The following is a 13,317-nucleotide window of genomic DNA, read 5'->3' on the forward strand; positions in this document are numbered from 1 at the left end:
TCCCAGTCGTCACTGGGAAGGATTTCATGGCGCGGGAAAACCTGCCGTCGCTGATCACACTTGAAAAAATATGTACAGCATTAGGCGTGACATTATCACAGTTTTTTCAGGAAGGTAATTCAGAGAATCTGACAGAAAAACAGAAAAAAGTTCTAGGGATATGGATCGATCTGAGTACAAATGAGCAGGAAACAGTAATGTCAATGCCATGTGGACTTCGGAAGTAGAAGAACAGTTCGAGTATATGTATCGGCTGTTCTTTTTTTCGGCGTTAAAACGGTAATGTTTTTCTTGTGTACAGTAGAGTGCTATAGTATAATAAAATCAGTTTTTTTGCATAAGTATTAAAGCTATAATATGGAAATCGGCAAACCAGATGAAAGTCTGGGACGCAAAGCTACAGGGCCTGTAAAATGGTAGCCAGTTGCATGAAATGAGATGCACTGTCTGTCTGACAGTGCTTTTTACAGTGCTATTTCATAGATGTAACAATAATGATTTTATCAGGAAAGAATGAGGAAAATAAAAGTATGAAAAAGGCAAAACGTTGTCTGATAGCAGTGCTGTCAGGTGTACTTGTAGCAACTGCTGTTTTGTCTGGATGTGGACAGTCAAAGAAAGAAGTATCTAAAAACGATGATCATCTTACAGTTTATCTGTGGGAAAATCGTTTGATGAAAAATATTGCACCCTATATCCATGAACAGTTTCCAGATCAGGATATTGAGTTTATTATTGGTAACAATGATACCGATTTATACAGTTATTTTAAAGAACATGATGAATTACCGGATATCATAACAGTACGTCGATTTTCTGGAACAGATGCACAGGACTTACAGCCTTATCTTATGGATTTTGCTTCTTATGATGTTGTTTCTAAGTATTATTCTTATGCGGTGCAATATTATAAGAATGCGGAGGATGAAATCCAGTGGCTGCCAATCTGTGGTATTCCGCAGACGATCATTGCCAACAAAACACTGTTTGATCAGTATAGAATTAAGATTCCAGAAAATTATGAGGAATATGTACAGGCTTGTCAGCAGTTTTATGATAATGGCATAAAACCGTATTCTATGGATTTGGGGGAAGATTGGTCAAATCAAGAAATAATTCAGGCTGCGGCAATCGGTGAGTTTACAAGCCTGGATGGTATTGAATGGCGAAACGGTGCAGAAACTGCAGTGGATGAAGTAAAGTTTGATGATGCATTATGGAAACGTATTTTTTCAGAAACCAGTCAGTTTCTTAAGGACTCGCACTTTGGTAAAGAAGATATCAATATTGACGTCGATACAGGAACCCAGATGTTTGTCGAGGGAAAATCAGCAATGTTTCATGGACATCCGACGATTATGCAGCAGCTAGCAGATACAGATGGATGCGGAGCTGATCCGTATCCCTTACTTTTCACAGACATCGGATGAATCCTATGTGTACATGACTCCGTCCTTAAACATTGCATTTAACAAAAACCTGGAAAAAGACCGGGAGAAACTGGATACTGCACTGGATGTGCTGGATTGTATGATTTCAGAAGAGGGGCAAAAGCTGATTGCGGATGGAAGTGGTGTCATTTCATTGAATACAGATGTTCCAACCATGATGCAGGATGTGCCTGGACTGGAAGAGGAAATTAATAATAATGCTGTTTATATCCGATATTCCGCCCAAAAATCATTTCATGCAGGTCTTGAGGCTGTTCACGGATTACTGTCAGGGGAAATGGATGAAACACAGGCTTTTGATACTTTGCGCAGTGTAATGAACCGTAAAGATTCAGAAGAAAAAGCAACGGTGAATTTTGAAAATGAATATTCCATTTCACTGAACGATAGAGGTGGCCGTGATGCAGCATCTTCCATTTTAACTACGATCAGAGAAGAAAATGATGCACAGCTGGCTCTGACACCATATTATTATTTCACTTCTTCTATGTACAAAGGAGAATGCACCAATAGCCGGGTTGGCATGATGACAGCGAAGAGTTCAGATACAGCATTATATTTTGCAAAAATGAATGGTAAACAGGTTTGTGAACTCGTGGAAAATTATCTCGCCGATGCGGATGAGAATTTTTATGTAACCAATAAATACGAATTACCAATTGCATCCGGTATGAAAATGATCGTCAATCAAGAGGAAAGTGGATTTTCGTTAAAGGACTTAACAGTTAATGATAAGAAAATAGACAAAGAAAAGGAATACTCGATTCTTCTTACAGACACCACAATGTCTGTTTTGAAAAAAATAAATCCGAAATGTGAGATTGAGCAGCTTAAAGATACAACATTATCAAGTGCATGGATCGCAGCAATGTCAAAAGGACAGCAGCCGTCAGAACCAGAAGATTATATAGAGGTTGAACAGTAAAAGTGGAGATAGAACAAGCGGTAAATAAAAGAAAAAAAATAACAAAACTGTTGCTTATACTACTTACAATTCTTTTAAGCTTAGTTTGTATAAAGTATCTTATAAGTAAGTCTAGCAAGTATATCAGCGAAAATGGAAAAAGCAGTATGGGAGCTGTTGTTGAACAGATACAGCAGACCTATGATCTTCAAGTGAGTGGATACTACAGCCAGCTACAGTTGGTTGAGGAATTTCTACTTCATGAGAGGGAGCTGTCTCTTGAAACGGATGTGAACAAAAGTTTCTTTGAAGCATGGGAAAAAGAATCGGAAAGTACACTTATTTTCCTTCAGGAAAATGGTCAGGCAATATCAGCAGGTGGAACAAAAATGCGGATTGATATGCCAAGTAAACTTCTGCTGGACTTAAAGAACGGATACAATATTGGAAAACTGGTGCATTTTGATTATGATCAGGAGAAAAAAGACAGTTATCTCGTTGCGATCCCATGTCAGGAATATACGATCAATGGGGAAACTTATACGGCAATTGGAACTGTGTATGATCATTCGAAACGGGATTCCATGTTAAAACTGAAAGGTTATGATGGGAAAGCATATTTGTTCATGCTGGATCATGACGGAAATATTACGTATACGAACCTGAGTGGTGATAAATACCTGCGTAATTATTCTTTGTTAAAACATTTGAAAGGGGAACAGGCTATTACAGAAGAAGAGGCTGATTTGTTCAAAAAGAAGTTTGATAACAGAGAATCTGGAGTTGCACTTTTGGGAAAACAGAATCCCTATTATCTGGGGTATTGCCCGATAGAAAGCAACAACACTATTTTGGTATGCATTGTGGCAAAGGGAGTTGTTGACAATGTGCTGATGGATTACCAGAAAACGGTGGTGTGTACAACAATACTCATGGCAGGTTTTATACTTTTACTTTTTGCCGGATTATTCTACAGTATTTCCAGACTTAGCCTTGCTGATCAAAAAGCAGAATATGAAAAAAGAAATAATGAGCTTCATTTACAAACAATGAAGGAAATGGAAGTAGTCAATCAAAAACTGAAAAAGGCAAAGAACGTTGCAACAGAGGCTTTACAGACAGCTGAAAATGCAAATAAGGCGAAAACGGATTTCCTGTCTAATATGTCACATGATATCCGTACACCTATGAATGCAATCATTGGTATCACATCTTTGATCAGACATGATGCATGTAATAAAGCAAAAGTTATAGAGTATGCAGATAAAATAGATATTTCATCACAGCATCTGTTAGGAATTATTAATGATGTTTTGGATATGAGTAAGATTGAGGCAGGAAAAACAGTCTTCAAGTATTCTGACTTTTCTATTCTGGATTTTATACAGGAACTTGACACTATATTTCATTCTCAAATATATGAAAAGAAGCAGACACTTACAATTATAAAAGAAAACATCCGTCATGAATGGGTGAATGGGGATCAGGTTCATTTGATGCAGATTTTCAGCAACCTGCTTTCCAATGCAGTGAAGTATACCCAGGAAGGTGGGAAAATTCAGTTCTTTGTAGAAGAATGTGAGACAAAGTCATCTGTCTATGCAAAGTACCGTTTTTTAGTCTGTGACAATGGTATGGGAATGTCGGCAGATTTCATGGATACAATTTTTGATGCGTTTACCCGTGCGGAAAGTTCCCTTACAAACAAAATACAGGGAACCGGACTTGGAATGGCGATTACCAGAAATCTGGTTGAGGCAATGGGAGGCACCATTGATGTGGAGAGCGAACTGGGACAGGGAAGCTGTTTTGAGGTTCTCATGGATCTGAAAATTGCAGAGGATAGAACGGTTGCTCTGGTGGCACAAGAAGAAACAGATGAGCAGGATGGTAATATCTTTCAGGGAATGAGATTCCTGTGTGCAGAAGATAATGAGCTGAATGCGGAGATCCTGACGGAACTGTTAAAAATTGAAGGTGCGGAATGTATCATCTGTGAAAATGGCGAAGAGATTTTGAAAGCATTTGAACAGTCTGCTCCAGGTGATTATGACATGATTCTGATGGATGTGCAGATGCCTGTTATGAATGGCTATGAGGCGACAACGGCAATCCGCAGAAGTTCCCATGAACTGGCAAAGACGATTCCAATCATTGCCATGACTGCGAATGCATTTTCCGAGGATATTCAACATTCCCTGGCAGCTGGTATGAATGCACACGTTTCAAAACCGGTTGAGATGAAAGTACTGGAAAAGACAATCAGAAGCATAAAATCCGGTGGGGGGGGGTACCGAACCGCAGGTCACTGAACAGTGACAAATGGTTTTGATACAGTAGTGTAATTTTATTAAATCAGAAGGTTGACAAAGAGAAGTATAGAGAAATATATTTGACAGACAGACAGACGGACAGGAGATTTAATATGATTTCGAGAGCAAAGAAATATGTGGCAGTGTTACTGGTTTTTGTATGCGTGTGTATGATATTTTCTCCCATGACTGCATATGCGGCCGAGGACAGTTCGCAGCATAAAACTGTCAAAGTCGGTTTCTTTGCCATGGATGGATATCACATGATGGATGAAGAGGGGAACCGCAGCGGTTATGGCTATGATTTCCTTCGGTTGATGGCCCGTTATTGGGATGTAGATTACGAATATGTCGGATACGATCAGAGCTGGGATGATATGCAGCAGATGCTTGAAGATGGCGAGATTGACATGGTAACATCTGCCCGCAAAACATCGGACAGAGAAGAAAAGTTTGATTTTTCACGTCCGATCGGAACCAATTATGGGATGCTGACAGTCCGCAGTGACAACAGCACGATTGTGGACGGCGATTACAGCACTTACAACGGTATGCGTGTGGCGCTTTTGAACGGAAACACCCAGAATGAAGAGTTTGCGGATTTTGCAGACAACAAAGGATTTACATATGTTCCATCTTATTTTGATACGACCGCAGAGATGGAGGAAGCCCTTCAGAGCGAAAAACATTATTGGTTTAAGGAATGCGGGATTCTTTGTTTTCGGGATATTTGATGAAAGTAAAGAAAGGATGAGATCGTTGGACTGGAGACAGGATAAGAACTACCATGACTATATCGACAGCGGGGAATCCGCGGCAGTATATATAGTCAAAAATATCGTAAAATCATTAGATACAAAAAACATGTGGGTGGATGTCGTATCACTGAGTACTTATTGTAAAAGAGGCTCTGGAAATATTGCGTTTAACTGGATCATTGTGGAGTTGTTTCCGCGGAAAATAAAACCAAAGTATGGCACTGATCCGGATTATAACAGATACCTGACCTGGCTGACAGCACATGAGGATATGGAGAAACAGCGGGATTCCGGTTTCCATGGAGAAAAGTTTCTTGTACTGTGTGACCTGTATGACAAGAATAAGAATAAAAGTATTGGGAACCGATGGAAGCCTACCGTCCCATGGAGATCAAAAATCCTGTTGATCCTGAATGGGAATACCGGATCCGGGCGGTTAAGAAAGTTAATGCAAAACAGATAAGGTATATCGTGGAGAATGAGTTTGAGCTGGAAGAGAAGATCAGGAAAAATAGACGGCCGACTCTGCGGATACTGGGAATAGAAGATTGGGCTCCGCGGAGTACTAATAGGCACTGATTTCCGTCTCGTATACCTGGCAGAATGATTGCTGATATCCTGATTAATTATATTAAGAATGCAGTTTGTAGATTTGAAGAAATGAGAGATATAGGCTGCCTTGATTGTTTCATTATCAAATTGACATCTGATTACTGTATAGTATAATTACAATTAAAAAAACCAAAGATAAAAGACGGAGGAATTATATGAAAGCACATAAATATTGGTCAGTAGGAGCATTGATCACAATGATTGGTACTTTTTACACTGGACATAAAGGGTTAAAATCAAGCCACAAATACTTTGCGTTAAGCTCTATGCTATGTATGACAATGGCGATATATACAGGGCATAAAATGATTTCTGGGAATAGGAAGAAAAAGGCGAATAAAGAGAAAGTTACAGAGAGGGAGGAATAATTAATGTTGGAAGTAGGGGTCAAGGCACCTGATTTTGAGTTGCCAGATCAAAATGGAAAAATACACAGATTGTCGGATTATGCAGGAAAAAAAATAGTATTATATTTCTATCCCAAGGATAATACAGCGGGATGTACGAAACAGGCATGTGGTTTTTCCGAGAGATACCCTCAGTTTACCGAAAAAGGTGCAGTTATTCTTGGAGTCAGTAAGGATTCTGTATCCTCTCATAAGAGATTTGAGGAAAAATATGGATTGGCATTTACACTTTTAGCAGATCCAGAGCGGAAAGTTATTGAAGCATACGATGTATGGAAAGAAAAGAAAAACTATGGTAAAGTCTCTATGGGTGTGGTAAGAACTACATATCTTATCGATGAACAGGGAGTTATCATCAAAGCCAATGATAAAGTCAAAGCAGCAGATGATCCTGAAAATATGCTTAAGGAATTAGATTAATGAAGATAATATTATCCCCTGCTAAAAAGATGATTACAGATACTGACAGCATAGCGCCGGATGGATTGCCTGAATTTATTGAAAAGACGACAGAGATACAAAGTTGGTTGAAAAGCAAGTCAAAAGAAGAACTGAAGACTATCTGGAAATGTAATGACAAAATTACAGAACAGAACTTCAATAGATTGAAAAACATGGATCTTTATCATTTACTTACTCCAGCTGTCTTATCATATGAAGGAATTGCTTTTCAATATATGGCTCCATCCGTGTTTGAGGACAGTCAGTTTGAGTATGTACAAAATCATTTGAGAATACTATCTGCGTTTTATGGCGTTCTAAAACCGTTGGATGGCGTGACACCTTACCGCTTGGAAATGCAGGCAAAAGTCGGCATAGGAGATGCAAAAAACTTATATGAATACTGGGGAGATATGTTGTATTGTTCAGTGATTGACAACAGTAGGATTATAATTAACCTGGCATCAAAAGAATATTCCAAATCTATAGAAAAGTATCTGACATTACGGGATAAGTATATTACAATTGTATTTTGCGAGTTATCAGGAGATAAACTGGTGACAAAAGGTACATATGCGAAGATGGCTCGTGGTGAAATGGTCAGATTTATGGCAGAAAATAATATTGAGAATCCGGTGGATATTAAGAAATTCGACAGACTTGGTTATTCATTCCGGTCTGATTTATCATCAGATACTGAATATGTTTTTGAACGAAAAATAGAACAATGATTTAGATTAAAGATGCTCAGCATGGGCATCTTTTAGTAATAATGAGAATTATTACTATATTATTGACAATATAATAATGATGATATACAATCCCGTCTTTTATTTGATAATTATGCAGATAAAGATTTGCCTGTTATTTTTGTATAAATAATAATGAAAACATCGGTGTACAAGGGGTACAAACAAGATAAAATAGAAATGAGGGGCGATAGAGCAGAAATGTCAGATTTTCCACTCTATCTGAACACGGTCGCTGGTGGCCTTGATCGTAGAGATCAAACCATCGGCGGCTTTTCTTTTGTCGTCAAAATCTATGCTGTCCCAGTTGTCGAGATAATAGGATAACTTCTTTATCTGCTGGGGAGATATGATTTCAACGCTCAATTCAGCGATTGCCTTTGAAATGGTCTGGCGTCGGGTGTCCAGTTCTTCAATTTTTTTATTAGCGTAGGCAAGCAAGGTCGCATTGGCTCCGGTCAGCGTATCAAGCAGCTTTTCAATTTCTGACTCCACCTGTGCCAGCTCCACTTGATAGGCGGTCAGCTTCGGATTGACTTTTTCCTCTCTGCCGTGGAGTATCTGAAAGTCTTTGAACTTTTCCTGCATGGCCGAGAAAATGAATTGCTCAAATTCTTCTTTGCGGATTTTCCCGCAGCCCGGACAGCCTTTGTTTTCCGTCCGTTTGGTACAGCGGAAATATCCGGTGCTGTTTGGTACATGGGTGGCTTTCAGAGCATACCCACAATACCCGCATTTGATTTTTCCGGCCAGCCAAGTATTTTTCGGTTTCCGTCCCTGCTGGAAGGTGGTATTTGCCATAAGTTTTTTCCGGCATTTAAGCCATGTGTCAGAGGAAATGAGTGCTTCGTGGGGAGCGATAACAAGTATCTGGTCTTTTAAGCACCTGTCCTTGTCCTCCTTCACATCCCGCCCCTGATAGAGATAGCAGCCGTTTGTTCCGGCAAAGTCGGAAGCGTCATTGACAATCGCTGCGCCCTGGCTCTTGAAAAATTCGTACAGCTCCAAATCGGCCTGTGCGTAAACGGGGTTTCTTAAAAGCTGGGAAAGAAATGTACGGAACATGGATTTGCCATAAATTTTTATGTCATGTTCCTCGAAGTATCGGGTAATATCTCCGAAGGAGGTTTCCGGTTCAGCGTACATTTCAAACATCAGCCGAACATGGTCGGCGGCTACGGGGTCGGCAACCATTTTCTTTGTGCGGATACCCTCTACCACAGTAGGCTCTAACTGATAACCGTATGGTGCCTGTCCGCTCATGTGAAAGCCTTTCAGGCACCGTGAATAGTAGGCGTCTGTGACACGCTTCTGAATTGTCTCACGTTCAAGCTGGGCGAATACAATGCAGATATTCAGCATGGCCCGGCCCATCGGGGTCGAAGTATCAAACTTTTCTGTGGATGATACAAACTCCACATCATACTCTTGAAACAGCTCCATCATCGTTGCAAAGTCCAGAATAGAGCGGCTTATACGGTCCAGTTTATACACGATGACCCGCCTGACCTTTCCCTTGCGGATCTCGCCCAGCAGCTTTTGAAACTCCGGCCTGTCCGTATTCTTACCGGAATAGCCTTTGTCCTTGAATACCCGGCAGCTCCCACCTTTCAATTCATACTTGCAAAAGTCGATCTGACTTTCAATGCTGATACTGTCCTTGCGGTCTACTGACTGTCTTGCGTAAATACAATCTTCTCTGATAAATTCCATATTGGGCTCCTTTCCTTGTTGGAATGGAGCTACCAACCTTACAACTATATTATACCATCAGCAGCCCCGGACAACAATGTTGCGAATGATTAGGGAAATCTGTCTCCATATTTGCGGAACACCTCATAAAGACAACGCTCAATTTCTTTTTTGCGCTGTGCTTTCTCCTTCGGGGGAAGTACCGGCGTGAGGCTTTCCAGCACAATGATCTTCCCTTGAAATGCGACAGACTTTGTTTCTCGTTCATAAGTGACAGCTTGCGTCATTGAAAACCTCCTTTGCGAAAGTGCGTGTATATGCCTGCCTTTCCCACTTGTCCCGTGGGGAAATGTCAAAAGACGGCACCCAGCAGGTGCCGCCCTTTGAGCTTTCTCCACTTCGGGTCAATGTGGCCCGAGGTCAGTAAGGACTGGAAAGGTACTTTTCTTTGGCATCCTCCACGCTGTTGAGGTCGAATACTTCATAAAGCTGCCCCACAACACGCCGTATATCCTTCTTTGAAAATCCGCAGTTCTCCATTGCCATAATGACATAACCACGGCAGGCGTCATTGCTCCATTCGTCCGGTTCCAAGCCGGGGATTATTCCAAACGCATTTCCCATAAAATGCTCCTTTTTTGAAAAGATGGGGAGCCACACCGGATCGGTTGGCCTATCATCAGACAGCATTGCCGGGGGCTCCCCATAGGTTTTCACTTCATTTCAGACACACCGGACGGGCATAGGCTTCATGCCCCATAGTATTTCAACTCTCCCCATTCTGATGGCAAGGCGTTCTCATTGCCTGCGACGGCTCACGGCTTACAAGGCCGCTTCAACGCTCGGACTGTGACTAAACGCAAGTATCCGGGTTCTGCGCCTGTTCCGGTGGAGCCAGCCTTGCCCCACCTATGGCATGGACCTGTTCGCTCGCTCAGTTTTACAAAGACTGTATTCTCTGAAATCCGAGGTCATGGCGGGTCTGTCACACAGCGCGTTCCCCTTCGTATCCGGGTGTCTTTTTATTCAATTTTCAATCTGCATGAGGCTTGTCTGAACCTCGGGCCATTGTGACCCGAAGTGTTTTGCCTCTCATAAGCCATTTCATTTTCCGGTCTAAATCGGTACGCCTTACAAAGAATTTTTCAAAATTTTTTCTAAGCGCCGCAGACCTCGCTCGATTGCGACACGAACTACTTTTTCATGGACGCCCTCTGCCCGGGCAATGTCCTGTTTGGTCATGCCGAGAATGAAATGAGCATAAATCCGTTTTGCCTGTTTGTCCGGCAGATTGGCAATCGCTGCGTGAAGTTCCTGCATGGTCACTTTCCGCTCATACAGTTCATGGGGAGATAAGGCAACAAAGACAGCTTCATGCTCCAGCCCGTCATCCCGATCAAGGGAATAGTAGGCTTTGTGGCGGTATGTACGCAGCCGGTAGGCAGCCTCTTTACGATCAAACTCTTTGAACATTTCTGCAACTTCTTCCGATACTTCCATGAAGCAATCCGATGTATAGAATGGGTAATAGTCCCGCAAATTGATAATAGCCATATTGACCTCCGTTTCGGTTGTTGGTTGACGAGTGACCGAAACGAAGGCGGCGGGGAGCGGCACCGGGGAATGACTTCGGGCCAACATGACCCGAAGCAGCCCCATAAGAACGCAAAAGCGCCCGGGCGGCATGAAGCCACACGGACGCATGAAATGACATAATAGTTAAGGTTCCAACAAATTTCGCATACATAGCCGGAATAACCCGGAGGCGGGGCTATGCTTTTTTTAACTGATGTAGGTCATGGGCACTGTGAAAAAAGGCAAAGATAGACACGGCGGCAATCCTCCTATATGCCGCCGTGGATTTACACGGTGTTAGGTCGTCGTTGGTTTAGGGGGCGAAAAGAAACGGCGGCTCTGATTTCTCAAAACCGCCGTATCGTCAGTGATATAGGAAAGCACACGAAATCCTCTGCCCGTCAGCGGTTTTTTTCTTTTCCCCGCTGTGGGGGCAGATGTTTCTTAATTGATTTACCACAAGCATAAACTACAAATGTTACACAAATGTCCGAGGCGTCTTTGATTTTGACAGAAAAACAGGCTGAATTGTTACAAAGCTCGGACATTTCAAAAGAATTTTTTGAAAAATACTAAAGAAGCGGAGCAGCTAAAATCTGCTCCGCTTCGATATGATTGATCTAAGGATGTTTTGCTATTTGATTAAACTCACTCTGTCAACCGCAATCGCTCCACAACTGGAAGGTTAACGTCAGTTTTGTAGACCCATATAGGCACAATAAGGCAGATTAGCAACACCAGTCCAGACACCAGCACCAGTGGGATAAATGGATAGGAGAAAACAGCATAATAGGCCACTTTACTAAAAATCATATATAGCAAGATGAAGATTGCTGTTCCAATGGTGACTGCAAGGGAAAGGGAAACGCCCCAATAATAGAAACCTTCCATAAATAGCATTCGTTTGATTTGTCGCTTTGTCATTCCAATGCTTTCAAGAACAGCTAATTCATAGCGCCGAGTATTTACATTGACAACCATTGTATTGACAAAGTTCATGACACCAACAAGCAGCAGGATCACGGACAACCCTGTTCCTAAAACCTTTGCTGTAATGAGATATTCCTGCATTTCTTCTCGCCGTTCATATCGGGATATAATATCAATGTTAGCTTGTGATGCGGTGATTTGCTTTAATTCTTGCAGTATACTTTCGTCATGTTGACCATCCGTATCAAAGGCCACGCGGAACACTCTATATTGCGGAAAGAGTTCTTTCAAAGCTGTTTGACTAATATACAAATCAGGAGCCGTCCCTCTCTCATTGCCTCCTCCTGCTCGAAACCCTTCATTCAAATAACCGTTCGCTACAATAAAGGAATGCTGTCCGTTCTGCGTCTGGATTGTTATTTCCTGCCCTGGCTGAATAAGGCCTTCTACTGTTTTGGACAGCAGCACAACCTTTCCTTGTTCAAAGGCAGACGTGTCAATAGGCAAGTTTAAGGTTTTATTGATTTCTTCCAAATATGCACTGTCAATTCCAAAAACCCCGCTAAAAAAGTTTTGCTGATAATTTTCTAATTTTGCCGGATCAGAAAAATCAATGCCGTTTACTCCGTCTAATGACGCAAGAAACTCGTGAAATACAGCATCGTCATATACAACATCTGCTGCTACTTGAGGATAAGGTGCATAGGTCAACCTCAAATTCTCAATGCCGTCAAGCTGACCAATCTCTGAAACCATTTCGCTGGAAATTAAATCTTCTCTTTCGTGGATACTATATGTGAGTGCAAAATCGCTTACTCCCCATTGGCTCACATAATTCTCCGGGCTTAAACCATGTAATAGCCCTGTGACGACAAGGAACAAGGAAAGGCCGAAAAAAAGCGATGCAAAAACAAGGGTTGTACTCTTAGCATTACGAAAGACATTGTTCCATGCCATTCTGGACAACTTCATTTTGCTACAATTTCTGGCGCTGCTCTGTGTGCTGGCTGCTGTATATTGGAGTGCTGCTATTGGTGAAACACTTCCGGCAATTTTGGCGGGCTTCATGCTTGCAATCATAACGGTAATGAACGTAAATATGGCCGCTCCTATGAAAATAAACGGCGAAAAAGATACTTTTGTTCCCACATCAGAATTTGTTGAATACATCATATTCAGGAAGTAAGGAACAATGCCAAAGGAAACAACCGCACCAAGTAACAGACCAATCGGAATACCAATACAAGAGATTCTGATTGCCTGCTTATAGATAATTCTCTTTATCTGCCTTTGGGTCGTTCCAATCGTTTTAAGACGGCCATAGAATTGCACATCTTTTACGACAGAGACATAAAGAATATTATAAATCAGCAGATAGCCGCTAAAGGATATAAAAACTGCTAAAATTATTACAGCTAAAATAATAGTTCCACCATTTGCCTGTTCTAATGGTACAATTTCAAATGTTTGCCCTTCTGTAAAGTCA

14 protein-coding genes and 1 riboswitch are annotated in these 13,317 nt (G+C 41.5%); of the genes, 9 read left to right on the forward strand and 5 right to left on the reverse strand.

The annotated features are described in order from the left end of the window. From AC075L_RS06185 to yaaA, 9 genes are all read left to right on the forward strand, one after another. On the forward strand, positions 1-227 hold a 227-nt coding region (locus tag AC075L_RS06185; RefSeq protein ID WP_476387361.1), incomplete at its 5' end, for a helix-turn-helix domain-containing protein. A gap of 129 nt (positions 228-356) precedes the next feature. Continuing rightward, positions 357-432, forward strand: a riboswitch (cyclic di-GMP riboswitch). 98 nt (positions 433-530) lie between these two features. Then, positions 531-1,430: an ABC transporter substrate-binding protein gene (locus AC075L_RS06190; protein ID WP_476387362.1), complete on the forward strand. Its 900-nt coding sequence runs from the start codon at positions 531-533 to the stop codon at positions 1,428-1,430. Next, entirely contained in the window at positions 1,381-2,376 is a 996-nt protein-coding gene (locus tag AC075L_RS06195) for a 5'-nucleotidase C-terminal domain-containing protein (protein WP_476387363.1), read from the forward strand. The genes AC075L_RS06190 and AC075L_RS06195 overlap by 50 nt, the downstream gene beginning before the upstream one ends. A gap of 146 nt (positions 2,377-2,522) precedes the next feature. Continuing rightward, positions 2,523-4,667, forward strand: coding sequence for an ATP-binding protein (locus AC075L_RS06200; RefSeq protein WP_476387364.1), 2,145 nt, complete (start codon positions 2,523-2,525; stop codon positions 4,665-4,667). 113 nt (positions 4,668-4,780) lie between these two features. Then, positions 4,781-5,401: a substrate-binding periplasmic protein gene (locus AC075L_RS06205; protein WP_476387365.1), complete on the forward strand. Its 621-nt coding sequence runs from the start codon at positions 4,781-4,783 to the stop codon at positions 5,399-5,401. Between the two features lie 25 nt (positions 5,402-5,426). Continuing rightward, a complete protein-coding gene (locus AC075L_RS06210; protein WP_476387366.1) occupies positions 5,427-5,888 on the forward strand; it encodes a hypothetical protein in 462 nt (153 codons plus the stop codon). 304 nt (positions 5,889-6,192) lie between these two features. After that, a complete protein-coding gene (locus AC075L_RS06215) occupies positions 6,193-6,405 on the forward strand; it encodes a DUF6219 family protein (RefSeq protein WP_055054222.1) in 213 nt (70 codons plus the stop codon). A gap of 3 nt (positions 6,406-6,408) precedes the next feature. Beyond that, entirely contained in the window at positions 6,409-6,864 is a 456-nt protein-coding gene (bcp, locus tag AC075L_RS06220; protein WP_476387367.1) for a thioredoxin-dependent thiol peroxidase, read from the forward strand. Beyond that, positions 6,864-7,616: a peroxide stress protein YaaA gene (yaaA, locus tag AC075L_RS06225; protein WP_476387368.1), complete on the forward strand. Its 753-nt coding sequence runs from the start codon at positions 6,864-6,866 to the stop codon at positions 7,614-7,616. The genes bcp and yaaA overlap by 1 nt, the downstream gene beginning before the upstream one ends. Before the next feature lie 222 nt (positions 7,617-7,838). Here the strand turns inward: yaaA and AC075L_RS06230 are convergent, their stop codons facing one another. The 5 genes from AC075L_RS06230 to AC075L_RS06250 form a co-directional block, all read right to left on the reverse strand. Beyond that, complete coding sequence (locus tag AC075L_RS06230; protein ID WP_117482846.1) at positions 7,839-9,347, reverse strand: recombinase family protein; 1,509 nt, start codon at positions 9,345-9,347, stop codon at positions 7,839-7,841. An 89-nt stretch (positions 9,348-9,436) separates the two neighbouring features. Beyond that, the gene (locus AC075L_RS06235; protein ID WP_165483719.1) at positions 9,437-9,613 is read right to left on the reverse strand and encodes a hypothetical protein; all 177 of its coding nucleotides are present in this window, start codon (positions 9,611-9,613) and stop codon (positions 9,437-9,439) included. 133 nt (positions 9,614-9,746) lie between these two features. Continuing rightward, on the reverse strand, positions 9,747-9,950 hold the full coding sequence (locus AC075L_RS06240) for a hypothetical protein (protein ID WP_476387369.1): 204 nt from the start codon (positions 9,948-9,950) through the stop codon (positions 9,747-9,749). A gap of 507 nt (positions 9,951-10,457) precedes the next feature. Further along, positions 10,458-10,880: an RNA polymerase sigma factor gene (locus AC075L_RS06245; RefSeq protein ID WP_175302094.1), complete on the reverse strand. Its 423-nt coding sequence runs from the start codon at positions 10,878-10,880 to the stop codon at positions 10,458-10,460. A gap of 669 nt (positions 10,881-11,549) precedes the next feature. Next, the coding region (locus AC075L_RS06250) for an ABC transporter permease (protein ID WP_476387370.1) at positions 11,550-13,317 on the reverse strand (1,768 nt) is incomplete at its 5' end.

It is taken from the genome of Blautia sp. ZXY-1-B12, assembly GCF_056339915.1.

Coding starts and splice junctions, on each gene's coding strand:
- AC075L_RS06190 (WP_476387362.1), top strand. CDS start 531: ATGAAAAAGGCAAAACGTTGTCTGATAGCAGTGCTGTCAGGTGTACTT.
- AC075L_RS06195 (WP_476387363.1), top strand. CDS start 1,381: ATGGATGCGGAGCTGATCCGTATCCCTTACTTTTCACAGACATCGGAT.
- AC075L_RS06200 (WP_476387364.1), top strand. CDS start 2,523: ATGGGAGCTGTTGTTGAACAGATACAGCAGACCTATGATCTTCAAGTG.
- AC075L_RS06205 (WP_476387365.1), top strand. CDS start 4,781: ATGATTTCGAGAGCAAAGAAATATGTGGCAGTGTTACTGGTTTTTGTA.
- AC075L_RS06215 (WP_055054222.1), top strand. CDS start 6,193: ATGAAAGCACATAAATATTGGTCAGTAGGAGCATTGATCACAATGATT.
- bcp (WP_476387367.1), top strand. CDS start 6,409: ATGTTGGAAGTAGGGGTCAAGGCACCTGATTTTGAGTTGCCAGATCAA.
- yaaA (WP_476387368.1), top strand. CDS start 6,864: ATGAAGATAATATTATCCCCTGCTAAAAAGATGATTACAGATACTGAC.
- AC075L_RS06230 (WP_117482846.1), bottom strand. CDS start 9,347: ATGGAATTTATCAGAGAAGATTGTATTTACGCAAGACAGTCAGTAGAC.
- AC075L_RS06235 (WP_165483719.1), bottom strand. CDS start 9,613: ATGACGCAAGCTGTCACTTATGAACGAGAAACAAAGTCTGTCGCATTT.
- AC075L_RS06240 (WP_476387369.1), bottom strand. CDS start 9,950: ATGGGAAATGCGTTTGGAATAATCCCCGGCTTGGAACCGGACGAATGG.
- AC075L_RS06245 (WP_175302094.1), bottom strand. CDS start 10,880: ATGGCTATTATCAATTTGCGGGACTATTACCCATTCTATACATCGGAT.